16 protein-coding genes are annotated in these 24,993 nt (G+C 65.3%); 7 read left to right on the forward strand and 9 right to left on the reverse strand.

Annotated elements, in window-relative coordinates:
- Positions 1–84 precede the first annotated feature (84 nt).
- A complete protein-coding gene (locus ACSSVC_RS25275; protein ID WP_492611613.1) occupies positions 85–999 on the forward strand; it encodes a T6SS immunity protein Tli4 family protein in 915 nt (304 codons plus the stop codon).
- A 196-nt stretch (positions 1,000–1,195) separates the two neighbouring features.
- Here the strand turns inward: ACSSVC_RS25275 and ACSSVC_RS25280 are convergent, their stop codons facing one another.
- Entirely contained in the window at positions 1,196–1,573 is a 378-nt protein-coding gene (locus ACSSVC_RS25280) for a DUF6124 family protein (RefSeq protein ID WP_492611614.1), read from the reverse strand.
- 778 nt (positions 1,574–2,351) lie between these two features.
- Here ACSSVC_RS25280 and ACSSVC_RS25285 point away from each other — a divergent pair.
- The 4 genes from ACSSVC_RS25285 to ACSSVC_RS25300 all read left to right on the forward strand — a co-directional run bounded on the left by ACSSVC_RS25285 (position 2,352) and on the right by ACSSVC_RS25300 (position 14,667).
- Positions 2,352–11,042 (forward strand): glycoside hydrolase family 94 protein, encoded by an 8,691-nt coding sequence (locus tag ACSSVC_RS25285; protein ID WP_492611615.1) that lies wholly within the window; start codon positions 2,352–2,354, stop codon positions 11,040–11,042.
- 68 nt (positions 11,043–11,110) lie between these two features.
- Complete coding sequence (locus ACSSVC_RS25290; RefSeq protein ID WP_346636131.1) at positions 11,111–11,854, forward strand: Crp/Fnr family transcriptional regulator; 744 nt, start codon at positions 11,111–11,113, stop codon at positions 11,852–11,854.
- A gap of 114 nt (positions 11,855–11,968) precedes the next feature.
- Positions 11,969–13,183, forward strand: coding sequence for an amidase family protein (locus tag ACSSVC_RS25295; protein WP_492611616.1), 1,215 nt, complete (start codon positions 11,969–11,971; stop codon positions 13,181–13,183).
- A gap of 83 nt (positions 13,184–13,266) precedes the next feature.
- On the forward strand, positions 13,267–14,667 hold the full coding sequence (locus tag ACSSVC_RS25300; RefSeq protein WP_492611617.1) for a flavin monoamine oxidase family protein: 1,401 nt from the start codon (positions 13,267–13,269) through the stop codon (positions 14,665–14,667).
- Positions 14,668–14,704: 37 nt separating this feature from the next.
- Here ACSSVC_RS25300 and ACSSVC_RS25305 read toward each other — a convergent pair whose 3' ends face one another.
- From ACSSVC_RS25305 to ACSSVC_RS25315, 3 genes are all read right to left on the reverse strand, one after another.
- Positions 14,705–15,616, reverse strand: a complete 912-nt coding sequence (locus tag ACSSVC_RS25305) for a universal stress protein (RefSeq protein ID WP_492611618.1) — start codon at positions 15,614–15,616, stop codon at positions 14,705–14,707.
- Positions 15,617–15,706: 90 nt separating this feature from the next.
- Positions 15,707–16,780, reverse strand: coding sequence for an NAD(P)-dependent alcohol dehydrogenase (locus tag ACSSVC_RS25310; protein WP_346636135.1), 1,074 nt, complete (start codon positions 16,778–16,780; stop codon positions 15,707–15,709).
- A 148-nt stretch (positions 16,781–16,928) separates the two neighbouring features.
- Positions 16,929–18,056 (reverse strand): MFS transporter, encoded by a 1,128-nt coding sequence (locus ACSSVC_RS25315; protein ID WP_492611619.1) that lies wholly within the window; start codon positions 18,054–18,056, stop codon positions 16,929–16,931.
- 100 nt (positions 18,057–18,156) lie between these two features.
- Between ACSSVC_RS25315 and ACSSVC_RS25320 the strand changes: the two genes are divergently transcribed.
- Positions 18,157–18,921, forward strand: coding sequence for an AraC family transcriptional regulator (locus tag ACSSVC_RS25320; RefSeq protein WP_346636137.1), 765 nt, complete (start codon positions 18,157–18,159; stop codon positions 18,919–18,921).
- Positions 18,922–18,940: 19 nt separating this feature from the next.
- On the opposite strand, the gene ACSSVC_RS25325 is transcribed toward ACSSVC_RS25320, so the two are convergent.
- The 3 genes from ACSSVC_RS25325 to ACSSVC_RS25335 form a co-directional block, all read right to left on the reverse strand.
- On the reverse strand, positions 18,941–20,383 hold the full coding sequence (locus ACSSVC_RS25325) for a mechanosensitive ion channel domain-containing protein (RefSeq protein ID WP_346636138.1): 1,443 nt from the start codon (positions 20,381–20,383) through the stop codon (positions 18,941–18,943).
- A gap of 134 nt (positions 20,384–20,517) precedes the next feature.
- On the reverse strand, positions 20,518–21,144 hold the full coding sequence (ycaC, locus tag ACSSVC_RS25330) for an isochorismate family cysteine hydrolase YcaC (protein ID WP_102861744.1): 627 nt from the start codon (positions 21,142–21,144) through the stop codon (positions 20,518–20,520).
- Positions 21,145–21,288: 144 nt separating this feature from the next.
- Positions 21,289–22,164 (reverse strand): pirin family protein, encoded by an 876-nt coding sequence (locus tag ACSSVC_RS25335; RefSeq protein ID WP_404937362.1) that lies wholly within the window; start codon positions 22,162–22,164, stop codon positions 21,289–21,291.
- Between the two features lie 97 nt (positions 22,165–22,261).
- Between ACSSVC_RS25335 and ACSSVC_RS25340 the strand changes: the two genes are divergently transcribed.
- Entirely contained in the window at positions 22,262–23,170 is a 909-nt protein-coding gene (locus ACSSVC_RS25340; protein ID WP_346636201.1) for a LysR family transcriptional regulator, read from the forward strand.
- A gap of 117 nt (positions 23,171–23,287) precedes the next feature.
- Here ACSSVC_RS25340 and ACSSVC_RS25345 read toward each other — a convergent pair whose 3' ends face one another.
- The gene (locus ACSSVC_RS25345; protein ID WP_346636140.1) at positions 23,288–23,740 is read right to left on the reverse strand and encodes an ANTAR domain-containing protein; all 453 of its coding nucleotides are present in this window, start codon (positions 23,738–23,740) and stop codon (positions 23,288–23,290) included.
- A 328-nt stretch (positions 23,741–24,068) separates the two neighbouring features.
- Positions 24,069–24,785: an MgtC/SapB family protein gene (locus ACSSVC_RS25350; RefSeq protein WP_346636141.1), complete on the reverse strand. Its 717-nt coding sequence runs from the start codon at positions 24,783–24,785 to the stop codon at positions 24,069–24,071.
- Between the last annotated feature and the right edge of the window lie 208 nt (positions 24,786–24,993).

Genomic DNA, 24,993 nt, shown 5'->3' on the forward strand with positions numbered 1-24,993 from the left:
CATTGCCTAATAACCATCCTTGGTCTTATCGCCATGACTAGCGTTATCAGCTGCACATCGATTTTTTCCTCTCGGAGCCCGGCCATGGACAAGAGCGGATGGATTACTTATTGCTACGGACGCTTTCTAATTGATTTACCGCCCCAGGCGAAGATCAATGCTGGCTACTACCTGTGGGGCGACAATATCAAAGCGCTCGACGATACCCCTGCCGCCCTAGCAATCAGAATCGATAAGCGTGAACAGAAACTAAAAAGTGAACGCCATAGCAAAACACAAGAGAGCATGTTTCTAAGGCGGACAGAACATCAAAATGGTTCAGTTAGCCTGTGGTCATGGGATTCAACAGCTAGCACCTTGTCATACAGAGTTGATTCATATTTGGTGACACCACTAAAAGGCTCTGTCTATTACTATTCGGGAGAAGTTACTTATGACAGAGAGAAAAGAGGATTAGAAATAGTTAATGATTTAGCCCGTAACCTACGCTCTCGCTCTCCCAACGAAATCCCCGCCGAACCAGGATTCTGTATCGACCGGGCTTATATCGCGGGTGACAGCTTTCAAAGTGAAAACTTCGGGATTGGCGTGACCTTCCCGGAACACCCTAGAACCTTTTTGTCATTCAGATCCAGCACCGGAGCCGAGGACGATCGGTTACTGGATCGAGTGAGTGGCTTTTTGATGGGCGCGCTGAAGATGGTTGCAGGCATCGAGACCCTGCGCAAAAGAGAGCGTGGCGGTGCCATTCCCGCCGATGAGTACCTGCTGGCGGGCAGCGCAAAGGGGCAACGCACCTACACCTTCCTCTGGGAAGCCCAGGGCAAGGACGAGTCGATCAACGAGCCCCATCTCAAGGTAGAACTGAGCGTGGAGGAAGCTGATGACGATGACGATGGCAAGCCACCGGCTCCCGCTTTCAAGTCCGATAAAGCCGCACTGGAACTGTGGGATGCCATCATCGATTCAATTCGCCTGCGTCCGGTATCGACGCCTTAAAGCGATGGCAATGACCGGATGCTCAAGGCTGCAATACTGCAGAAGCAGCCTTGAGCAAAGACCCTGAAAGGGCTGGCCTTAGCGGCAAAATCCTAAGCCGGCGTTACCGCAGCAACGGGTATGTCTCCCCATCCGTGTCGCCACCTCGCCGACGGCCAGCACACTCTGATTTGAAGAAGACCGGGGGACTCGGGCTTTACGAGCGCGGCTCGTCCGAGCATGAGCAGAGACCTCGCGGGCTAGCGTCCAGCAACGCCTCCACCACCGCCCGGGCCATCTCCACGGAATGCACCATGGACCAGATCAGCCCGCGCTCGATACCGCTGCCCTGCTGGGTGATTTCATCGCAGACCTCTTCGGCGCATTTGAGCAACAACGACACATGCACCAACGCCTCTTCAGCACTGACGCCTGGGCGCACGCTGAACAGCGAGTCGGGGGCAACGGGCTTGGCTTGGGTGGTGAGATGGGGAGAGAGCTGCGTGGGGATCACGGGCTGCTGAGCCAAGACAACGCGCAGGCTGGCATTGGCAGATTTCAGTTCGGGATAGCGATAGGACGTGGACTTTTTCATGGATGAACGCCTCAATACTGTGGATAAAAACACTTGGCAATAACGCCTCAGCGTCAATAGGTTCCTTGCAGTATTCGGACTTGCACATCCGGCCATCCACTGAGCGATGACCCTCGCAGACTAGCGGCTCAAAACAAGCAGATGCAAGTGACAAACCACTTCTCGGAATGGCCTTACAAAAGAAAGCGAATCGGCGTAGTTCCAAGCACCTTTCAGCACTCTCTGAAACAGCCAAAGATGTGTGGCGATAGCGTTTGCCCCCGCGGGTTAGCTTGTCAGCAACCAGCCCGCTCACAGTCCCGCCGCCCTGTTTTCGTATCTGCGATGTGCCTGATGTACCGCGCCGACTGGCCGGGCGATGCTCGCCCGTTCGCAGCCTTCGGCAGCTCCTACAAGGGAAGGTGCTCCCCCCATTCCCGCTCCAGGCCGGCCGCAAGGCCGCCGTCTGGCTCTTGATTTTGATCTTGATCTGAACGCCCCGTCACCCGCAGCAACGGATATGTACACCAACAAGACCGCAACCTCAGGTCCCACAACCGCTACGCCCCCAAACAGGAACAAGCCCCCTCGCCACACCAAGCCACCCAGCAGCAATGCATGATCATCCGCCTATGTGCCCCAACGCACAGACACCCTCCCCCACTCCCGCCACCGTCAAGGTTGCAGCTTTTTGCCTGAAACGTTCGTCGCGACGGTGCATCGATTTGACCGCACGCCCCGCTCCCGGCCCTCCCTCGCACCCCGTGCCGAGGGACGGCTCTGTTATGCCAAGGAAAACATGGACAGTCATTGGACCCACGCATTCCTGAGGTTCTGGCGTCTGCCCGCCGCCAGATACGGCCAATGGAAGGCCTCGCGCAACAGCATCGAATACGAAGCACCGCTGCGCTCGGAATTGTTCAGCAGTGAACAGATGGCCAGCCACGGTACCCTGCTGGCGCAACAGCACCGCCTGAGCCAAAGCCGCAACCCCGACTGGCTGCTGGCACGCCTGGCGGACAACGCCAGCGCCCTGGCCAGTTGCTGCAAAAGCCTGACCGCCGCCACCGGCAGCTCGCCCCGGGCCACCCCCGCCGCCGAATGGCTGCTGGACAACTACTACCTGCTGGAAGAACAGATCCGCATCACCCGCACCCACCTGCCCCGAGGCTACAGCCGGCAATTGCCGCGCCTGGCCAACGGCCAGTCGGCGGGCCTGCCACGGGTCTACGACATCGCCCTGGAAACCATTTCCCACGGCGACGGCCGGGTCGACAGCGAAAGCCTGGGACGCTTCGTCGACAGCTACCAGAGCGTCACCCCGCTCAAGCTCGGTGAGCTGTGGGCGATTCCCATCATGCTGCGCCTGGCCTTGATCGAGAACCTGCGGCGCGTGGCCTTCCGGGTCATGGCCAACTGGAGTGAGCGCAATCTGGCCAACGACTGGGCCGACCGCCTGATGGAAACCGCCGAGCAGGACGCCAAGAGCGTGGTGCTGGCCGTGGCCGACATGGCGCGCTCGGCACCGCCCATGAGTGCCGCCTTCGTCGCCGAACTGGCGCGGCGCCTGCAGGGCCAGAACGCCGCCCTGGTGCTGCCCCTGGCCTGGATCGAGCAACTGCTGGGGGAAACCGGGTTGAACATCGAGCGTCTGGTGCAGCTCGACGCCCAACAGCAAGCCGCCGATCAGGTGTCCATCAGCAACAGCATTTCCAGCCTGCGCCTGCTCTCGGCCAGCAACTGGCGCGAGTTCGTCGAGCTGATGAGCCGAGTCGAACAGGTGCTTCAGGACGACCCGGCCCAGGTCTACCGGCGCATGGACTTCGCCACCCGCGACCATTACCGGCATGTGCTCGAACGCCTGGCCCGCCACTGCCCCCTCAGTGAAGAACAGGTGGCCCGCCAGTGCATCGAACTGGCCCGGGCCCACTACCGCGTCGACGACCCGGAAGCCGTGGCCGGACACGTCGGGCATTACTTGATCGGTGCCGGACGCCGCACCCTGGAACAACAGATCGGCGCTCGGGTGCCCCTGGCCGAACGTGGCCGGCGTCTGCTGACCCAGGCGCCCCTGGGCTTTTTCCTGGGGCCGGTGATGCTGCTCTCGGCGCTGTTCGCCTGGCCGTTTCTCGACACCCTGTACCAGGAAGCCAGCCCCGGCCATTACTGGCTGGCACTGTGGGCGGTACCGGCGCTGTTGCTCGCCAGCCGCTTGGCCATCGGCCTGATCAACGGCCTGGTGACCCTGACCGTGGCCCCGGGCATTCTGCCGCGCCTGGACTACAGCGAAGGCATCGCCCCCCGCGCCCGGACCCTGGTAGCGGTGCCCTGCCTGATCGGCAGCGCAGCGGATATCGAGGAACTGGTGGAAGGCCTGGAAGTGCGCTTCCTGGCCAACCGCGACGCCCAGCTGTATTTCGCCCTGCTCAGCGACTTTCTCGACGCTCCCAGCGAAACCCTGGACAGCGACGCGGCCCTGTTGCTGCTGGCCCGGCAACGGATCGAAGCGCTGAACCTTAAATACCCCGAAGAAGCCGTGGACCGCTTCTACCTGCTGCACCGGCCACGGCTGTGGAACGCCGCCGAACACTGTTGGATGGGCCATGAACGCAAGCGCGGCAAGCTCGAAGACCTCAATGCCCTGCTGCGCGGCCGGGGCCAGGAGCGCTTCTCGCTGATCGTCGGCGATATCCAGGCCCTGCCCAGCATCACCTACGTGATCACTCTGGACAGCGACACCCAACTGCCCCGGGACGTGGCCCAGCAATGCGTGGGCGCCATGGACCACCCGCTGAACCGGCCCCAGACCGACCCGCTCAGCGGGCGCATCGTCAGCGGCTACGGGATTCTCCAGCCACGGGTCGGCATCAGCCTGTCGAGCACCGCGCGCAGCGCCTACTCCCGGCTGTTCGCCAGCGATGCCGGGATCGACCCCTATACCCGCGCGGTGTCGGACGTCTACCAGGACCTGTTCCAGGAAGGCTCCTTCGTCGGCAAGGGCATCTATGTCCTGGACACGTTCGAGCAGACCCTGGGCGGGCGCTTCGCCGACAACCGGATTCTCAGCCATGACCTGATCGAGGGCTGCTACGCCCGTTCCGGGCTGCTCAGCGATGTGCAGCTGTTCGAGGAATACCCGGCCCGCTACAGCGCCGACGTCAAGCGCCACCAGCGCTGGATTCGCGGCGACTGGCAACTGCTGCCCTGGCTCCTGCCCTGGTCGCCCAAGGCAGCCGGCGGCCTGGAAAGCAATCGCCTGAGCCCTCTGGCACGCTGGAAAATCCTCGACAACCTGCGCCGCAGCCTCGAGCCCCTGGCCTTGCTGAGCATGCTGTTGTGGGGCTGGCTGGGCTCCACCCAGCCCCTGGCCTGGACCCTGGCGGTGCTGATTGTGCTGCTGGTGCTACCCCTGTCCGCCGCCTTGCGCGAGCTGGTGCACAACACCCCGGAAGTACCGTTGCTGCAACAACTGAACGCGGCCCTGGGCAGCGCCGGCCAGCACCTGTCTCGGGCCCTGTTGCCCCTGGCCTGGCTGCCCTATGAGGTCGCCTACAGCCTGGACGCTATGAGCCGCGCGCTGTGGCGCATGGGCATCAGCAAAGCTCATCGCCTGCAATGGCAACCCTCCCGGGAAGCCGAGCGCGGCCCGGATGACAACCTGCTGCAGCTGTACCGGCGGATGTGGATCGGTCCGCTCCTGGCCCTGCTGCTGACGGGGCTGCTGTGGCCGCGCCCGCAACTGCTGATGGCCGCGCCCTTGCTCCTGGCCTGGCTGGCCGGCCCGGCACTGGCCTGGTGGCTCAGCCGCCCTGCAAGCCAGGTGGCGTTCGAGCCCTCCAGCGGCCAACGGCGTTTCCTGCAGAGCCTGGCCCGCCGCACCTGGGGCTTTTTCGACCAGTACGTCGGCCCCGAGGACAACTGGCTGGCTCCGGACAACCTGCAGGAGCAGCCGCAGCGCCGCATCGCCCATCGCACCTCGCCAACCAACCTCGGGCTGGCCCTGCTGGCCCATCTGGCGGCCCACGACTTCGGCTACCTGAGCAGCCGCCGGCTGATGCAGCGCCTGGAGCAGATGCTGGCCAGCATGGGCCGGCTGGAACGCTACCGCGGGCACTTCTACAACTGGTACGACACCCAGAGCCTGCAACCCCTGCCGCCGCGCTACGTGTCCACCGTGGACAGCGGCAACCTGGTGGGCATGCTGCTGACCCTGCGCCCCGGCCTGCAGGCCCTGGTGGATAGCCCACCGGCGCTGCTGCAGATCGCCAACGGCCTGCTGGACAGCCTCGATGTGTTCCAGGACGCCCTCACGGCGGCCGGCCAGGACACCGCCCCGGTGCTGCGCTGGCGCCTGGAAACCCGCGCCGTGCATGAGCACCTGAGCCTGCACGCCGACGTGGCTCCGGATGCCTTGCTGGGGCTGCTGCAACGCATTGCCGAAAGCACCGACCAGGCGCAGACCACAACGACGGACGATGTGGAGTTCTGGCGCCAGGCGCTGGCCGCGCAATGCCGTGACCTGCATGACGAACTGCAATGGCGCTGCCTGCCGCCCATGGCCGACGGCCGCCGCTTCGGCACCCTGAGCTGGCGCCAGCTGGCCCAGCTGGACGCCGGATTCTGGCTGCCGATGCACCACGAGCGGATCGCCGCCGTGCAGGAGCTGGCCCTGGAGCGCATCAGTAGCCTGAGTCGATTGCTGGAAGCGGTAGCCAGCATGGCGCAGATGGACTTCGGCTTTCTCTACGACACCCGTCGTCACTTGCTGGTGATCGGCTACAACGCCGACGAGCACCGCCTGGATGCCGGCTACTACGACCTCTTGGCCTCGGAAGTGCGCCTGACCCACTTTGTCGCCATCGCCCAGGGGCAACTGCCCCAGGAAAGCTGGTTTGCCCTGGGCCGCCTGCTCACCAGCAGCGCCGGCACCCCGGTGCTGCTGTCCTGGACCGGCTCGATGTTCGAATACCTGATGCCGATGCTGGTGATGCCCAGCTACCAGGGCACCCTGCTGGACCAGACCTGCCGCGCCGCGGTGGCCCTGCAGATCGAGTACGGCCAGCAACTGGGCCTGCCCTGGGGCGTGTCCGAGTCGGGCTACAACACCCTCGACAGCCAGTTCAACTACCAGTACCGGGCGTTCGGCGTGCCGGGCCTGGGGCTCAAGCGTGGCCTCGGCGCGGAACGGGTGGTGGCGCCCTATGCCAGCGTCCTGGCGCTGATGGTGGCGCCCCAGGCCGCCTGCCAGAACCTGCAGCGCCTGGCACAGCTGGGGCTGGGTGGACGCTTTGGCCTCTATGAAGCCGTGGACTACACCGAATCGCGCCTGCCCCGGGGCCAGGACCATGCCGTGGTGCAGTCGTTCATGGCTCACCACCAGGGCATGAGCTTGCTGGCCCTGGCCTGGTTGCTGCTGGATCAGCCCATGCAGCGGCGTTTCGAATCCGATCCGCAGTTCCAGGCCATCGCCCTGCTGCTTCAGGAACGGGTACCGAAAACCGCCGCCCAATACCTGCACGCCGCCGGAGCGCCTGCGGCCGACGAAGCGGCCCGGGCCCACGAGAACAAACTGCGGGTGTTCGCCGACCCGGACCGCAAGCGTCCGGCCGTGCAACTGCTGTCCAACGGTCACTACCACCTGATGCTCAGCAGTGCCGGTGGCGGCTACAGCCGCTGCAACGAACTGGCGGTGACCCGCTGGCACGAGGACCCGACCCGGGATCACTGGGGGCAGTTCTGCTACCTGCGGGACGTGGCCAGCGGCGACTTCTGGTCCGCGGCCTACCAGCCGACCCGACGCCGCCCAGAGAGTTTCGAGGCGATCTTCACCGATGCCCGGGCAGAATTCCGGGTGCGGGAACGGGACTTCGACAGCCACATGGAAATCGTCGTGTCACCCGAGGACCCCATCGAACTGCGCCGCTTGCACCTGTGCAACCGTGCCCGGGGGCGCCGCAGCATCGAGCTCACCAGCTACGCCGAAGTGGTCCTGGCCCCGGCCCAGAGCGATGCGGCCCATCCGGCCTTCAGCAACCTGTTCATCGAGACCGAACTGCTGCCCAGCCTGCAGGCCATTGTCTGCAGCCGCCGGCCACGGGCCCAGGAGCAAGCCGTGCCCTGGATGTGCCACCTGCTGGCGGCCCACGGTGTGGACATCGACGCCATCTCCTATGAAACCGACCGCGCACGCTTTATCGGCCGCGGCCGGGATCTGGCCTCGCCCCTGGCCATGGACCCGCAGATCGAACGGCTCTCGGGGACCGACGGCTCGGTGCTGGACCCGATCGTGGCGATCCGCTGCCGGATCACCCTCGATCCCGGTCAGAGCGCCACCATCGACCTGGTGACCGGGGTCGCCGACAGCCACGAACAGTGCCTGCAACTGATCCACAAATACCGTGACCGGCACCTGGCGGACCGGGTCTTCGACCTGGCCTGGACCCACAGCCAGGTGCTGTTGCGCCAGCTCAACGCCTCGCTGGCCGAAGCCCGGCTGTTCCAACAGATGGCCGCGTCGCTGCTCTACGCCAACGCCACCCTGCGGGCCGACACCAGCCTGCTGCTGGCCAACCGCCGCAGCCAGTCCGGGCTCTGGGGCCAGGGCATTTCCGGGGACCTGCCGATCGTCCTGCTGCAAGTGGGCGACCTGGCCAACATTACCCTGGTGCAGCAGTTGATCAAGGCCCACGCCTACTGGCGGCAGAAAGGCCTGGCGGTGGATCTGGTGATCTGGAACGAGGATCAGGTGGGCTACCGTCAGCAGCTCCAGGACCTGATCATGGGCCTGGTGACTTCCGGCAGCGAAGCCAGCCTGATCGACCGTCCCGGAGGCATCTTCGTGCGTCCGGCCCAGCAACTGTCCGGCGAAGACCGCATCCTGATGCTGGCAGTGGCGCGCCTGGTGATCAGTGACAGCCGCGGCAGCCTGGCCGAGCAGGTCCATCGGCGCCGTGCCGACCCGTCGCTGCCGCGTCTGGAGGCGCCCCTGGTGCGCCTGCCACAGCCGGCCAGCAATGCCCCGGCAGCCCCGCTGCCGGAGCTGATCCTGGAAACGCCCTTTGGCGGTTTCAGCAGCGACGGCCGCGAATACCTGATCACCCTCAACCCCGGGCAACCCACCCCGGCGCCCTGGGCCAACGTGCTCGCCAACCCGCTGTTCGGCACGGTGATCTCGGAAAGCGGCGGCGCCTACAGCTGGCGCGAAAACGCCCACGAGTACCGCCTCAGCCCATGGCACGACGACCCGGTCAGCGACCCCAGTGGCGAGGCCCTGTACCTGCGTGACGAAGACAGCGGCCAGGTCTGGTCGCCCACTCCCCAGCCCTGCCCCGGCAACGGCAGCTATCGCACCCGCCATGGCTTCGGCTACAGCGTGTTCGAACATGAGGAGAACGGCATTCACAGCGAGTTGACGATCTATGTGGCGCTGCAGGCGCCGATCAAGTTCTCGCGGTTGAAGATCCGCAACCGCAGCGGCCGGCCACGGCGCCTGACGGTGACCAGCTACGTGGAATGGGTGCTGGGGGAATTGCGCGGCCGCTCGGCCATGCATGTGGTCACCGAAAGCGATCCGGTGAGTGGCGCCCTGTTCGCCCGCAACCCTTACAACATGGAGTTTTCCGGGCATGTGGCGTTTCTCGACACCGACTCCGCGGTGCGCAGCTTTACCGGCGACCGCAGTGAATTCATTGGCCGCAACGGCAGCCTCGCGGCGCCCGCCGCGTTGACCCGAGAGCGTTTGTCCGGACGTTCCGGCGCCGGTTTCGACCCCTGTGCGGCGATGCAGGTCGCGGTGGAGCTGGCGGACGGCCAGAGCCAGGAAGTGCTGTTCCGCCTGGGGGCCGAGGTGGATGCCAAGGCCGCAACCCGACGGGTCCTGCAATACCGCGGTACGCAGATGGCGCAGAGCGAACTTGCCGCCGTGCATCAGCACTGGCAGCACAGCCTGGGCACGCTGCAAGTGCGTACCCCGGACCCGGCTATCGATGTCATGGCCAACGGCTGGCTGATGTACCAGACCATCGCCTGCCGCTTCTGGGCCCGCAGCGGTTTCTACCAGTCCGGTGGCGCCATAGGCTTTCGCGACCAGTTGCAGGACAGCATGGCAATGATCCACGCCGAGCCGGCCCTGGCCCGCGAGCACCTGCTGCTCTGCGCCGCCCACCAGTACCCCGAGGGCGACGTCCAGCACTGGTGGCATCCGCCGCAGAATCGCGGGGTGCGCACCGGCTGTTCCGATGACTTCCTCTGGCTGCCCCTGGCCACCAGCCGCTACGTGCAGATCACCGGCGACCGCAGTGTGCTGGAGGTCGAGGTGGGTTACCTGGAAGGTCGTCTGCTCAATCCCGGCGAAGAGTCCTACTACGACCTGCCACAAGCCTGCGGGCTGCGGGAAAGCCTCTACCGCCACTGTCAACGGGCCATTGAGCACAGCAGCCGGCGCGGCGTCCATGGCTTGCCGCTGATGGGCACCGGGGACTGGAACGACGGCATGAACCGCGTCGGCGAGCGGGGCCTGGGGGAAAGCGTGTGGCTGGGGTTCTTCAGTCACGAGGTGCTGCAACGGTTCGCCGTCACCGCCGAACAGCACAACGATCCGGCCTTCGCCCTGACCTGTCGCAATCAGGCCCTGGCCTTGCGCGCCGCCCTCGACAGCCAGGCCTGGGACGGACAGTGGTATCGCCGCGCCTGGTTCGACGACGGCCAGGCCCTGGGCACCGCCAGCAACCTGGAGTGCCGCATCGACTCCATCGCCCAGAGCTGGTCGGTGTTGTCCGCGGCCGCCAGTGACGCCCGCCAGCACCAGGCCATGGAGTCCCTGGACCAGCATCTGGTCCGCCGGGACAGCGGCGTAGTACTGCTGCTGGACCCACCGTTCGCCCACAGCCCACTGGACCCGGGCTATATCAAGGGCTATGTGCCCGGGGTGCGGGAGAACGGCGGCCAGTACACCCACGCGGCAATCTGGGCCAGCATGGCCTTCGCCCGCCTGGGGGACAGCGCCCGGGCCTGGGAACTGCTGCACATGATCAACCCGGTGAGCCGACGCAGCGCCGAGCAAGTGGCCACCTACCGGGTCGAACCCTATGTGATGGCCGCCGACGTCTATGGCGTGGCGCCCCACACCGGGCGCGGCGGCTGGAGCTGGTACACCGGCTCGGCGGGCTGGATGTACCGGCTGATCGTCGAGTCGTTGCTGGGGCTGCGGCGTGAAGGCGACCGCCTGTACATCGAGCCGGTGATCCCGGCTCATTGGCCCGGCTACAGCATGGACTACCGGTTTGGCGCGACGGTCTATCACATCGAGGTGCGGCAGAACCCCGGCGCCAGCCTCAGCCTGAGCCTGGACGGCCGCCCCCTGACGGGGCTGGCCATTCCGCTGCTGGACGACGGCACCACACGCCGGGTGTTGCTCACCTGGCCCGTCAACGTCCCTCCGCCGCAGACCGGGCTTTCCCCGACAGCGGCCATCACCGAGTCGGCGCCATGACAGACACCGGGCAACGCCCTGGACTACCCTGAGTGAGCGCTGACGCCTTGCCATCCGGTGGTTCTGAGATGTTCGACAACCTTGGGCTCGGGCCCAATCACTTGCTCAACGCACTGCCGGCCGAGGTGCAGGAGCGCCTGCTGCCCCACCTCAAGCCAGTGCCCCTGGCCCTGGGCCAGGTGCTCTACGAGTCAGGGGATATCCCGCGCCACGTGTATTTCCCCACGGACGCGGTGGTGTCGCTGCTGTACCTGATGGAGAACGGCGCCTCGGCGGAAATCGCCGTGGTGGGCAACGAAGGGCTGGTGGGCGTGTCCCTGGTCATGGGCGGCGAGAGCACCACCAGCCGGGCCATCGTGCAAAGTGCCGGGCATGCCTTGCGCCTGCCCGGGCAGCGTCTCAAGGACGAATTCAACCGCCACGGCGAGATGCTCCTGCTGATGCTGCGCTACACCCAGTCGCTGATCACCCAGATGGCCCAGACCGCGGTGTGCAATCGGCACCACTCCATCGATCAGCAACTGTGCCGCTGGCTGCTGCTGTCCCTGGACCGCCTGCCGGGCAACCAACTGGTGATGACCCAGGAGTTGATCGCCAACATGCTCGGGGTGCGTCGTGAGGGCGTCACCGAGGCCGCCGGCAAACTGCAGCGCCAGGGCATCATCGAATACAGCCGGGGGCGCATCAACGTCCTCGACCGGCCACGCCTGGAACAGCACAGTTGCGAGTGCTACGCGGTGGTGCGCAAGGAGACCGCGCGGCTGCTGCCGTACCTGCCCCAGGCCGATCCGGGAGAAAAACCGCCGGACTGAAATTTCCTGATAGAAACCGGGCGTCAGAGGCGCAGAATCCTCGGCTGATCCTGCCTCGCCCGGCCCTGCGCCAGGCGGCTGCAGGCCGCTTTTTCTCCAGCCACGGCCAAGCCCATGACGCCCTCTACCTGCGCTGACAGTGGCGCCTTCGTCACTCGCCAGACCTTTGCCCCCTATGCTGGCGGCCCGCTCTCGGGGCTCAGCTTCGCGGTCAAGGACAACATCGACCTCAAGGGCCTGACCTGTACCTACGGCAGCCCGGCCTGGGGCGCGGCGCACCCACCGGCCAGCCACCACGCCTTGTGTGTCGAGCAGTTGCTCGGTGCCGGCGCCACCTGCCTGGGCAGCACGGTCAGCGATGAGTTCACCTACAGCCTGCAAGGGGAAAACCCGTTCTTTGGTACGCCCCTCAATCCCAAGGCCCCGGGACACATACCCGGAGGCTCGTCCAGCGGCTCGGCCTCGGCGGTGGCCTGCGGCCTGGTGGATTTTGCCCTGGGCACCGACTGCGCCGGCTCGGTGCGGGTGCCGGCCAGCTTCTGCGGGATCTGGGGCCTGCGCCCAACCCCGCAGCGCATCTCGGCCGCCGGCGTGCTGCCGTCGGTGCCCAGCGTCAGCACGGTGGGGGTCCTGGCCAATGGGCTCGACACCCTGAGCCGGGTCATGCCGGTGCTGCTCAGCAGTTGCACGCCAGCGCCCCAGCCCATCGGCACCCTGTATGTGCTGGAAGACGCCTTTGCCCTCGCCGACCCGAAGATCCAGGCCCGGCTGCGGGCGGTCATTCGGGCGTTGCAGGCGCGGGTGCCGGTCGTGGTCAAACCCCTGACCTTCGCTCAACTGGTCAAGGGCGACTGGGACCTGAAAGCCTGCAATGAACAGGCGCTGCGTCTGCTGCAAAGCGCCGAGACCGGCAACTCCATCGGCCACTGGGTCAACACCTTCGAGCCGCCATGCAGCCCCGGTTTCCAGGCCGCCTTCGCCAATGTCCGGCAGCTGGATCGCCGCCACATCAGCAGCGCATTGCGACATTGCGAACAGCTGTTTGCCGCGGTCAGCGCCTTTACCGCCAGCAACGACCTGTTCTGTTTCCCCACGGTGCCGCTACCGGTTCCGGGCAAGGGCCAGTTGCAGGCGCCCGAGGCGATCATGGACTTCTACGACCGTTGCATGGCCGTCAGCAGTTTTGCCGGGGTCGCGCGGCTACCGGAGCTGTCCATCCCGGTGGGCCGGGTCGAGGGACTGCCGGTGGGTCTGTCCCTGGCGGCGGGGCATTACCAGGACCTGTTCCTGCTGGACGCGGCCCGCGAGTTGTTTGCCGCCATCGATTGATTCCCGGCCCTGCGTGGCCTTCGAGGCGGGCGCTGTCTGGGCGCCTGCCGCTGATTCTGTTTCGACTCACAAGAGCACCGCCAATGTCACCACAACCTTTTGCAACACCCCGCCGTTTGCTGCCCGTGGCCCGGCCGACGTCCCTGCAAGCAGTGCCCGGCGCGGTTACCCGGGTGCTGGTGGTAGGCGCCGGATTCGCCGGCCTCGCCGCTGCCAATGCACTGATGACCGCCGGCATCGAGGTGCAGGTGCTGGAGGCCCGGCCACGGATCGGCGGCCGCACCCACACCCTGGCCCTGGGCAATTCCCGAGTGGATGCCGGCGGTTCGTGGATTCACGATCCCGAGGGCAATCCCCTGAGCCAGCTGGCCCGGTTCATGGCACTCGATACCCGGGCGTTCTGCATCGCCGAACTGTTTGCCGGCATGGGCCTGGTGGACCCGCAGGGACAACGCCTGGACCCGGCGCGGCGCGTGCAGATCCTCGAACTGGCGGACAGCTTCGAAGCCGAACTGATGCAGGACGCCGGGCAGTACCCGGCGGATCTGTCCCTGGAGCAGTGGCTGGAGCTGCGCGCACAGGACATCGCCGATCCCGACCTGCGGGACTGGGTGCAGTTTGTGATCAGGACCGGATTGCAGGCCGACCTGGCCGCGCCGGCCCGCGACATTGCCCTGCTCAACTACAGCCTGGAGTGCGATTACGAGGGCGCGGACCGCTGCATCAGCGGCGGTTACCTGAACCTGCTGCAAGGCCTGGCCGAGGGCCTGCCCATCAGCACCGACTGGCCGGTGGCGAAGGTCCGCAGCAATGCCTGGGGCGTGACCCTGGAGTGCAGCGACGGGCGTGTGGAAAGCGGCTCCCATGTACTGCTGAGCGTGCCGCTGGGGGTGCTCAAGGCCGAGGCCATCGAGTTTTCACCGGCCTTGCCGGCGCAAAAGAAGGCGGCCATACAGCGCCTGGGCTTTGGCCATTTCGAAAAGCTTCTGCTGAGTTTCGACCAGCCTTTCTGGCCCACAGGGCAAGCGACGTGCAGCGGGTTGTTGATCAAGGACCATCCGCTGTTCCCCTACTGGATCGACGTGACGCCCCTCACCGGCACCCCGACCCTGGCGGCCCACGTCTCGGGGCCTCCGGCCCTGGAGCTGGCCAAGCTGGACGATCCGACCGCCCTGGCACTGGCCCTGGAGGCCCTGGCCACGGCCTGCGGCGGTTCGCTGCCGACACCGAGCGCGGTGCACCGAACCCACTGGTCGAGTGATCCCTACAGCCGCGGCGCCTACCTGCACCTGACGCCCCAGGCCTCGCTGGCCGACATCGCCCAGCTCGCAGCCCCCTATGGCCGGGTACTGCTGGCGGGCGAAGCCACCTCCTGCGAGCGTTACGGGTATGTCGATGGCGCCTATTGCTCAGGGCTGCGAGAAGCCGCCCGATTGCTACCGGGGGTCGAACTGGCGGTGTCGATCGCCGAACCCGGGCACTGACCCGGGTCGTCTCAGGCTGCCCAGCGCGCTGCGGTGCTCAGCTCGCGCCGCCTGACTTGACCGCCAGGATGCTGCCCGGCATCGAGTACAGGGCCCGTTCGGTGGTACTGCCGATCAAGCGGCCAAAGCCGGTGCGGTGCACGGTGCCCATGACCACCACGTCCACCAGGTATTCGTCGACGAACTGGGCGATGCCCGGCACCGGCGGTCCCATGATGAAGTGGCGAAATTCCTGGGGCACGTTGTGTTCATCGCCCAGGCGTTCGAATTCCTTGTGCAGGGATTCGCGCAACTCGTCCAGGCAATTGACGCTCCAGGCGGTGGACGCCACCGGCGCGACACCATCGAGCATCGGCATCAGGTCGTAGGCATACAGCAGGTGCAACTGTGCATCGCATTGCAGGGCCAGGGCGTTGGCGGTCTGGATGATCAGGCCATTGAGGCCGCTGATCTGGGTGTCGGACTGGGCCGGGTCGACGGCGGCGACAATGCGCCGGGGCAGTTTGTGCGGGGCATCGTTGACCAGATGCACCGGCACCGGGGCTTCACGCAGCAGGTGGCAATCCAGGGGGGTGACGAAAACGCGCTTGAGGGCCGATTCCAGGGTCACATCCTTGATCAGCAGATCGGGGCGGAATGCGCTGATGTAGTCCAGCATGTCCTTGAGCACCTGAGTGCTCCAGATCACCTGGGTGGTGACCTCCACGCCCTGCTCGCGCATCCATTGGGCTTCCACCTGCAGCCAGCGCTCATGGCGTTGCAGGTAGGCCTGGCGTTCACTGTCTTCCAGGTGCTCTTCCCACAGGTAGGTGCGCGCCGGTGGTTCGACGAACACCAGGGCATGCAAGGCCGCTCCGCTGGCCTTGGCCAGGGCGGCAGCGCGGCGCGCCGCAGGAGACTGGTGCTGCTGGGGATCGGCAATCAGCAACAGACGCTGGTACTGGCTCATGGTTGACCTCCTTGGACGTTGATGGGCCTGAGTGTCGAGGCAGACGGGCGCGGGCGCCTTGATGTGCATCAAGGACACCCGGCGCACGGATCAAGGTGTCACGGCAATCTTCATCACCCCGTCGCGCTGGCTGGCAAACAGCTCGTAGGCGGCTTCGATGTCATCCAGCTTGAAGCGGTGGGTAACCAGAGGCTTGAGGTCCACCTGGCCACTGGCGACCACTTCCATCAAGCGGCGCATGCGCTCCTTGCCGCCGGGGCACAGGGTACTGAGGATGCTCAGGTCGCCGAGTCCGGCGGCGTAGGCATCCAGCGGGATGCGCAGGTCGCTGGAATAGACCCCGAGGCTCGACAGCTTGCCGCCCGGGCGCAGCACCCGCAGCGCCGACTCGAAGGTGCCCTGGGTGCCCAGGGCCTCGATCGACACATCGACCCCGCGACCGTCGGTCAGATCCATGATCTGCTTGACCACGTCGCCCTGCTTGAAGTCCACCACGTGGGTCGCCCCCAGGCCCCGCGCCACGCTCATGCGCGCCGCCACGGTATCGACGCCGATGATGGTGGTGGCGCCCTTGAGCCGGGCCCCGGCCACCGCGCACAAGCCGATGGGCCCCAGGGCGAACACCGCCACGCTGTCGCCGATGTTGACCTCGGCGCGCTCGGCGCCGGAGAAACCGGTGGACATGATGTCCGGGCACATCAGTACTTCTTCGTCACTCAGACCGTCGGGAATCGGGCACAGGTTGGCCAGGGCGTCCGGCACCCGCACGTACTCGGCCTGGCAGCCGTCGATGGTGTTGCCGAACTTCCAGCCGCCGCTGGCGCGAAACCCGTGGCGGGTGTCCGGACCGTCCTGTGAGCCACAGCCACAGAGGCAGGCATAACTCTGGCCGCTAGGGGTGATGGCCCCGGCGATCACCCGCTGGCCCTCATGGAAACCGCGGACCTGGGAGCCCAGGCGCTCGATCACGCCCACCGGTTCGTGGCCGACGGTCAAGCCCTTGGCCACCGGGTATTCGCCCCGCAGGATGTGCACATCGGTGCCGCAGATCGTAGTGGTGGTGATACGCACCAGAGCGTCCAGCGGACCGATTTCGGGGATGTCCTTGTCTTCCAGCACGATGCGGTTCTTTTCCACGAATACCGCTGCTTTCATCTTGGCCATGTTGCCGATCTCCATTTCCGGGAAGGGGCTGCGCCGTTGCACAGATCTGCCAACAGGCTGCGCGGATGCGCCGGGCAACGGCTTGATCATGATCAAACAATGGACCCTTCAGGGGCGCTGCGGCGACCGCGTGTCGCAAACCCGACATTCACCTGCGACGCGCGCCCAGGCACAGCAACAGGGCCACCACGCCGCACAGGCAAAGGCTCAGCCCCAGGACCTGCCCCCAGCCCACCAGCAGCAGGCCGGCGCCGATCAGCAGGTAATAGAACAAGCCGAACCAGGCCCCGGCGCTGCCCAGCCGGTCGCTGTAGGCCGCCAGGGCCGAGCCGAGAATGTTCGGGATCGCCAGGCCAAACCCCAGCACCACCCCGAACATCGGCAGCACCAGCCACAGGCTGTGCTGCAAGGCCAGGACCCCGCCGCCCCCGGCCAACACCGCCAGGGCCGCCAATACCAGTAGCCGCTCGCTGCACCAGCCTCGGCCCAACAGCCGGCGGTTTAGCCAGGCACCCAGGCCGGAGCCCAGGGCCAGCAACGCGCCGCTGTAGCCGAACCATTGCGCGCCCTGCCCCAGGCCTCGGAACACAAAGGGCCCGAGGCTGTAATAGCTGAGCAAGGCCAGGTTGAACACCGCCACCAGCAGCGCCGAGCGCCAGATCGCAGGGTCCCGCAGCATCTGCCACAAGGTACCGGCCAAGGGCGCCAGAGGCTGCGCAGGCGGACGGGTTTCCGGCAAGGCCCGGGCGCACCAGCCGAGCAACGCCAGGGCCAGCACCAGCAACCCCGTCAGCGCGCCCTGATAGCCAAAAGCGCGGCTCAGGGCCGCCCCCACAAACAGCCCAATGGCGGGGCTGGCCGCCAGCACCATGCCCATCAGCGAGAACACCCGGATCAGCTCGCGGCCCTGGAACAGGTCCCGCAACAGGGTCTGGGTCACCACGGAACAGGCGGCCACCCCCAGCGCCGCCAGGCCCTGGCACAGCAACAGCTGGGCAAAGCTGCGAGCCTGCAACTCCAGGACCAGCGCCAGGGCATACAGCGCCAGCCCGCCGAGCAAGGCCGGGCGCCGCCCCCAGCGATCGCTCAGGCGTCCCCAGAGCACCACCCCCGGCGCGAAACCGAGGATAAACACCGACAGGCTCTGGGCCGCCTGCTGCGCAGGAACGCCAAAGACCCGGCCGATGTCGGTCAGGGCCGGGCTGAAGAGGGTCTGGGCGATCTGCGCAAACATCAGCAGGGCCATGGCCAGGGGCAACAGGGAACGGGGATTCATCAGGTGGGTGCTCGGCAAAAAAAACATGCCGGCGATTCTAGGCAGGCGACATTGGCGTATTATCGCAACCTGGCCAATAAACAGTGGAAATCGGACAAAGATGGCATGGCTCGATCCCCAGGCACGCTTCGACCCGGACCCCTTCAGCGCGCCGGTGATCGGCATTGCCGCTACCCTCGGCGATCATGATTCCGGCCTGCACCGGCACCGTCGCGGGCAACTGCTGTACACCCGCCAGGGCTGCACCCGGATCACCCTCGCCGACCGCCTGTGCCTGCTGCCTCCCTCGCGGGCGGCATGGATTCCCGGCGGGGTGCAGCACCGCGCGCAGATGCAACAGAGCGTGGATTACCGCTCGCTGTACTTCAGTGTTGAACTGAGTCCGCGCTTGCCTGCGGAGGTGGCGGTGATCGATGTCAGTCCCTTGCTGCGCGCCGTGCTGGAACCCATGGCCCTGGCGGCGTTCGATTGCGACTGGAGCCAGGGCCGCTACCCGCACCTGCTGGGCCTGTGCCTGGAGGAAATCGGCGCCGCGCTGCACCAGCCACTGTCCTTGCCCCTGCCTCGGGACAAGCGCCTGCAACCCTTGCTGGAAGACCTGCAGCGCCTGCCACCGGAGCTGCAGGTGCTGGCCACCCGGGTCGGCGCCAGCAGCCGCACCATCGGCCGCATCTTCCAGCGCGAGACGGGCCTGGGTTACCAGCAATGGCGTCAGCAATGGCGCTTGATGCGTGCCATCGAGCTGCTGGCCACCGGCCGCAGCATCGGTTACGCCGCCTTCGAACTGGGCTTTGCCAGTGACAGCATCTTTATCGCCTTTTTCAGGGCCATGACCGGCACCACGCCCCGGGCCTACTTCAAATGAGGAACCGCGACGGGGCACCTCAGGTGCGGCTGCGCAACCACTGCAGAAAGCCCTTCTTGGCCACAGGCTTGGGCGGCGACTGGGCCAGGCTCTGGGCAATGTGCTGGCGGAAGTCCAGCAGGGTCTTCATGGCGTCGCCGATGTCGTGACGGGCATCCAGGCAGGGTTTGAGGAACTCGTTGTCGATGCGGTACAGGCTGCAGAAGGTCTTGGCCGAAAACTCCGCGATCGTGGCCTGCTCGGCCACCACGCCCGCTTCGCCAATCACTTCACCCGGGCCCATGCGCCCGGCTTCAAAGGGTTTGCCGTCACGCTGCATGGTCACCGACACCACGCCGGACTCGATGATGAACAGGTGATCGCTGACCGCCCCCGCCGGCAGGATGATTTCGCCGGCACGGAAGGTCTGCAACTGCATGTTCTGGCTGAAGGTGTCCTTCTCTTCCTGGCGCAGGGTGGAAAAGATACTGGAGGCGTCCAGCAGCGCCCGAGGTCGCGACAGCGCCTGGTTCTGCACCGGCTCGTCGCTGGACAGCAGGCTGATGCCGCTGGCCTGCAGATGACGGAATGCCAGGTCGAACAGCTGGTTACGCACTTCGCGCTTCTGCCCCATGGTGGCGACGAAGCCGCTGATCTCGTACTCCGCGCCGCTGCTGCCGGAGCTTTTCAGGGCCACGCTGGGGGCCGGGCTGCCGAGCAGGAAACGGCAGCCGAGCATGGCCCGCTCCAGGGCCTCGATGACCTTCTGCGGGCGAGCGTGGGGGCTGACCTGCACGCTAATGGATAAACCGTAGATATCGCTGGGGCGGCTGAAGTTGGTGATCTTGGCCTTGGACGCCAGGGAGTTGGGGATCACCACCATGCTGCCCTGGGAGGTCTGCAGCCGGGTTGCCCGCCAATCGATGTCCACCACCCGGCCTTCAGTGCCGTCGATGGCGATCCAATCATCGATCTGATAGGGCTTGGTGGTATTGAGGACCAACCCGGAAAACAGGTCGCTGAGGGTGCTTTGCAGGGCCAGGCCGACGATGATCGCCAGCGCCCCGGAGGTGGCCAGTACGCCCTTGACCGGCAGGTCCAGCACGTAGGCCAGGGCGGCGATGATGGCGATCAGGAAGATCACCGCGCCCATCAAGTCCTGCAGCAGCCGCCCGGTGTGACCAACCCGCTGCATCATCAGGGTGCCCAGCAACACCGTCAGGGTCCGTGCACCGAACAGCCACCAGCCGATCTGCAAACCGGTGGCAGCCAGGTGCAACGGCACATCGTCCGGCCAGGGCGCCGTCTGCATGGGGCTCAGGCCCTGGTTGAACAGCATCAGGCTGTACAGGCAAAAGATCAGCACCCGTACCGCCAGCTTCCAGCGATCGCCCTGGCGACCGATCAGGTGCCACAGGGCAAGGTCCAGCAGCAACAGCGTCAACGCGGCCAACAGCAGGTGATCGGCGAATGGGGCAAGCATCGAGCAACTCCAGCAGGACAATGGCGGCAAGATCGCACGAAAAACGCTGGGGCAGGTATAGCTGGAAAAGACAAAAACCGGTGATGAGGCCATGCCATACAGCGGCGGACGCGATGCCCGCCGCTGCCGGGGCTTTATTGGCCTTGGGTCAGGGTGTTGTAGCTGGTCATCAGGTTGCGGTAGTCGGGAATGTGGTTGGAGAACAGGGTGCCCAGGCCTTCGACGTCGTTGCGCCAGTCGCGGTGCAACTCGCACGCCAGGCCGAACCAGGTCATCAACTGCGCGCCGGCGTTGGACATGCGATTCCAGGCCGAGTCCCGGGTCAGCGCGTTGAAGGTGCCGGAGGCATCGGTGACCACGAAGACTTCAAAACCTTCTTCCAGGGCCGAGAGCGCCGGGAAGGCCACGCAGACTTCGGTGACCACCCCGGCAATGATCAGTTGCTTCTTGCCGGTGGCCTTGATCGCCTTGACGAAGTCTTCGTTGTCCCAGGCGTTGATCTGGCCGGGACGGGCAATGTACGGCGCGTCGGGGAACAGCGCCTTGAGTTCCGGCACCAGCGGGCCGTTGGGACCGGTTTCGAAACTGGTGGTGAGGATGGTCGGCAGCTTGAAGTACTTGGCCAGGTCAGCCAGGGCCAGCACGTTGTTCTTGAAGCGATCGGGCTCGATATCGCGGACCAGCGACAGCAAGCCGGCCTGGTGGTCGACCAGCAGAACGGCGGCGTTTTCCTTGTCGAGACGTTTGTAGGCGTTAGTCATGGTGAGTCCTCGCTAATGATCGATGCCGGATAACCCGGCTGGGGTTAAACCCATGGCCGCACCTGCAGCGTGAGGGCGGACATTGGGGATAGCGCGCGACTCGCAGAGCCTAGTCGGCCATGCGCGCCGCGCCAGCGCTGCCGGTCAGTGCCCGGTGGCGTCCATCTGGCCGAAGCGGCCCGATTGAAAGTCGACGAAGGCCTGATGAATCTCCTCTTCGCTGTTCATTACGAACGGGCCGTGACCGACGATGGGTTCGTCGATGGGCTCGCCGCTGAGCAACAGCACAATCGCGTCGTTGTCGGCCTGCAGGCTGATCAGGTCGCCCTCGCGCTCCAACAGCGCCAACTGCCCTTGCGCTACCCGCTCCTGGCCATTGATCTGGACCGTGCCACGCAGCACCACCAGGGCGGTGTTGCGCCCCGGGTGCAGGGGCAGCTCCAGGTGCTTGCCGGCCAGCAGGCGCATGTCCCAGACGTCGATCGGGGTGAAGGTCTGTGCCGGACCGCGCTGACCGCCGAACTCACCGGCGATCAGGCGCAGGCTGCCGGCATGGCCGGGCAGCGGGATCTGCGGGATGTCCGCCGCGACGATGGTCTGGTAACCGGGGGCTGCGAGCTTGTCCTTCGCCGGCAGGTTGACCCACAGCTGGACCATTTCCAGAGGACCGCCACGCCGGGCGAAATCGGCGGAATGGAACTCCTCGTGGAGAATCCCCGACGCGGCGGTCATCCACTGCACGTCGCCCGGACCGATCGTGCCGCCGCTGCCGGTGGAGTCACGGTGTTCCACTTCGCCGTCGTAGACGATGGTCACTGTCTCGAAGCCGCGATGGGGATGCTGGCCGACGCCGCGGCGAGCGCTGGTAGGGCTGAACTGGGCGGGACCGGCGTGATCCAGCAGCAGGAACGGGCTGATGTGCTGACCCAGGTTGTCGTAGGAAAACAGGGTGCGGACCGGGAAGCCGTCACCGACCCAGTGAGGCCGGGGGCTGGTGTAGATGCCGATGATGTTTTTCATGTCGTCCTCCAGAACTATCTGATGGACACACCTTAAAACTCACACCTTTGCCGCGCTAGACTGCAAAAATCGCCCTTAGCGTTCTATTTGGAGAACGATCTTGGAAGACCTGAATACCCTCTACTACTTCACCCAAGTGGTGGAGCACCGGGGATTCGCCGCCGCCGGGCGCGCCCTGGACATGCCCAAGTCCAAGCTCAGCCGACGGATTGCCCAGCTGGAGGAGCGCCTCGGCGTGCGCCTGATCCAGCGCACCAGCCGCCACTGTTCGCTGACCGAGATCGGCCAGGAGTATTACCAGCGCTGCCTGGCCATGCGGGTGGAAGCCGAGGGTGCGGCGGAAGTCATCGAACGCAATCGCTCCGAACCTCAAGGCCTGGTGCGCGTGGCCTGCCCCACTGCCCTGCTCAACTCCTGGGTCGGGCCGATGCTCACCCGTTTCATGCTCAAGTACCCCTTGGTGGAGCTGTTCATCGAAAGCACCAACCGCCGAGTCGATCTGATCCACGAGGGCTTCGACATTGCCCTGCGAGTGCGTTTCCCGCCCCTGGAAAACACCGATCTGGTAATGAAGGTGCTGGGCAACAGCACCCAGAGCCTGGTGGGCCATCCGGACTTTCTCCAGCGCCTGTCGAGTCCGGCCGCACCGGCGGACCTCAGTGGCCTGCCGAGCCTGCACTGGGGCGCGGCGCAGCGCGATTACCAATGGCAACTGCTGGGGCCCGACGGCGCCGAAGCCTTGATCCGCCATCGGCCGCGAATGGTCACCGACGACTTGCTGGCCCTGCGCCATGCGGTGCTGGCGGGCGTCGGCATCGCCCATTTGCCCAAGGTGGTGGTCCGCGAGGACCTGGACGCCGGACGTCTGCTGGAACTGGTGCCCGGCTGGGCGCCGCGCTGCGGGATCGTCCACGCCATCTTCCCGTCGCGCCGCGGCCTGCTGCCTTCGGTACGCAGCCTGATCGACTTTCTCGGCGAGGAATTCAGCCAGAGCGACATGGCCTGAACAGCACCACCTGCGCCTTGATCGAACAAATCGCCGTGGGACTGACTGCCGATTGTTTATCGCGCAACGCAAAACGGCATCCCCTGGGGATGCCGTTTTGCATAGAGCGCGGTTACATCAACTGGCGCTGGCACTCCAGCTGCCGTGCTGCGGTTCCGGCAGCCATTGGATACCCGGCCTGGGTGCCTTGAGCCGCGGCGGATCGATGTGCAACATCAGGCGCTTGATCGCCTCGTTGTCCGGCAGCTCGGCGCGGCTGGCCTGAATCCTGTGTCGCAGGCTGCTAGGAATCGGCGGGAAGCGCTGACTGTCGTAAATCAGTGCATGGTCGACCTGAGGGTTGTCCAGGCAGAAATCCAGCAGATCGAAACCACTGTGAGTAGCCAGGGTGCCGTTGATGATCAGCAGATCGAACGGATCGCAGGCGTACTCCACCAGCGTCAGGAGCTCTTCAAGCCTGTGCACCGGAGCCACGCGGTAGTAATTGAGTTGGTTAAGTGTTCGCTCGATCTGCATTCGATGAAAATGCTGATCATCGGCAATCAATATACGCAGCGCTCTATTGGACATTTTTCTGATCCTGCTCATGAGACTACGACCGACGATTGCCGGCCTTTCCTCCTAGATCGGTAGAAGGCTAGGGAAGTGTTTATGGGTTTTCTTTAGGATTATTCTGAAAACCATCCCCAGTTCAGTCTTACCGTTGGTTTTTCGGACAAGTCCGCTGTCACACCGGCCCAATCTCCAACCCTTTACGAGGCTGCGAACTACCTTAATCGCCCCTCAGCTTTTTTAGAGGGTGAAAGGTCTCATGGTTTTGTAAGGCTTTTCCCAGACTAGGCAACACACCTCTGAGGGGACGCAATAGGCCAGCACGTTGCCAGCAGCCAGGCCCCATTCACTCGGTGGTACTCGGGCTCCAGAAAGCCTGATGCACCAAGGACGAGGTAGACAGGCGAGCCACCAATGCATCCAGTTCATCGCCGTCCACCGAGGTGGTGGCCAGGGTGGCCTCGATCTCCACTTCATCGTTGCCAAAGGCATGCACGTCGACATCGCTGGCCGGGTAGTTGCTGCGCGCCAGCTCCGCCTCCAGCAGCGCGAACACCGCCTTCTGTTTCGAACGGTGGGCAATCACATAAACGATGTTGGTGACCTCGGCGGAAATCACATCCAGGGGCTGGCGGTTGATGTTGTTGACGATGGGCCGCAGCAATGTGTTGGCCGCCAGCACGAACAAGGTTCCCAACAGCGCTTCGAGAACCAGATCGGCACCGGCACAGGCCCCCACCGCAGCCGACGCCCAGAGCGTCGCGGCGGTATTCAGGCCACGGACGTTACCCTCCTCGCGCATGATCACCCCGGCCCCGAGAAAGCCGATACCCGAGACCACATAGGCCACCACCCGCACCGCGCCGTCGGCGCCTCCCAGGCGGTTGGCCATGTCGACAAAGATCGCCGCCCCCACGGCCACCAGCACATTGGTGCGCAAACCGGCGGTGCGTTGTCGGTACTGGCGCTCGAAACCGATCAGGCCACCGAGGATAAAGGCAGCGCTGAGGCTGACCAGGGTATCGATCAGCGAATCCAAATTGATGTTGTTCAGGGCTTGCATGGCAACTGTCCTTGAGCGGGGCGGCATGAATGGCACCAGAGGACTCTAGCAGCGGTCCATGAACGTCTCATGGCCTGCGGTGGGCGCACGGCCTGCCGTAGGAGCTGGCTTGCCAGCGAAGAGGCCCGTGAGGGCGCCTTCGTCAGCAGGGTAACTTTCGCGGGCAGAGACGCGTTCGTCTGCGGGGTAACTTTCGCTGGCAAGAAAG

It is taken from the genome of Pseudomonas sp. E1BtOHC1, assembly GCF_058744285.1.

Excerpts from the sequence above, each read along its gene's own strand:
- ACSSVC_RS25315 (WP_492611619.1), bottom strand. The coding sequence starts at position 18,056 with ATGAATCCCCGTTCCCTGTTGCCCCTGGCCATGGCCCTGCTGATGTTT.
- ACSSVC_RS25280 (WP_492611614.1), bottom strand. The coding sequence starts at position 1,573 with ATGAAAAAGTCCACGTCCTATCGCTATCCCGAACTGAAATCTGCCAAT.
- ACSSVC_RS25295 (WP_492611616.1), top strand. The coding sequence starts at position 11,969 with ATGACGCCCTCTACCTGCGCTGACAGTGGCGCCTTCGTCACTCGCCAG.
- ACSSVC_RS25275 (WP_492611613.1), top strand. The coding sequence starts at position 85 with ATGGACAAGAGCGGATGGATTACTTATTGCTACGGACGCTTTCTAATT.
- ACSSVC_RS25335 (WP_404937362.1), bottom strand. The coding sequence starts at position 22,164 with ATGAAAAACATCATCGGCATCTACACCAGCCCCCGGCCTCACTGGGTC.
- ACSSVC_RS25325 (WP_346636138.1), bottom strand. The coding sequence starts at position 20,383 with ATGCTTGCCCCATTCGCCGATCACCTGCTGTTGGCCGCGTTGACGCTG.
- ACSSVC_RS25305 (WP_492611618.1), bottom strand. The coding sequence starts at position 15,616 with ATGAGCCAGTACCAGCGTCTGTTGCTGATTGCCGATCCCCAGCAGCAC.
- ycaC (WP_102861744.1), bottom strand. The coding sequence starts at position 21,144 with ATGACTAACGCCTACAAACGTCTCGACAAGGAAAACGCCGCCGTTCTG.
- ACSSVC_RS25350 (WP_346636141.1), bottom strand. The coding sequence starts at position 24,785 with ATGCAAGCCCTGAACAACATCAATTTGGATTCGCTGATCGATACCCTG.
- ACSSVC_RS25285 (WP_492611615.1), top strand. The coding sequence starts at position 2,352 with ATGGACAGTCATTGGACCCACGCATTCCTGAGGTTCTGGCGTCTGCCC.
- ACSSVC_RS25290 (WP_346636131.1), top strand. The coding sequence starts at position 11,111 with ATGTTCGACAACCTTGGGCTCGGGCCCAATCACTTGCTCAACGCACTG.
- ACSSVC_RS25345 (WP_346636140.1), bottom strand. The coding sequence starts at position 23,740 with ATGTCCAATAGAGCGCTGCGTATATTGATTGCCGATGATCAGCATTTT.
- ACSSVC_RS25310 (WP_346636135.1), bottom strand. The coding sequence starts at position 16,780 with ATGGCCAAGATGAAAGCAGCGGTATTCGTGGAAAAGAACCGCATCGTG.
- ACSSVC_RS25300 (WP_492611617.1), top strand. The coding sequence starts at position 13,267 with ATGTCACCACAACCTTTTGCAACACCCCGCCGTTTGCTGCCCGTGGCC.
- ACSSVC_RS25320 (WP_346636137.1), top strand. The coding sequence starts at position 18,157 with ATGGCATGGCTCGATCCCCAGGCACGCTTCGACCCGGACCCCTTCAGC.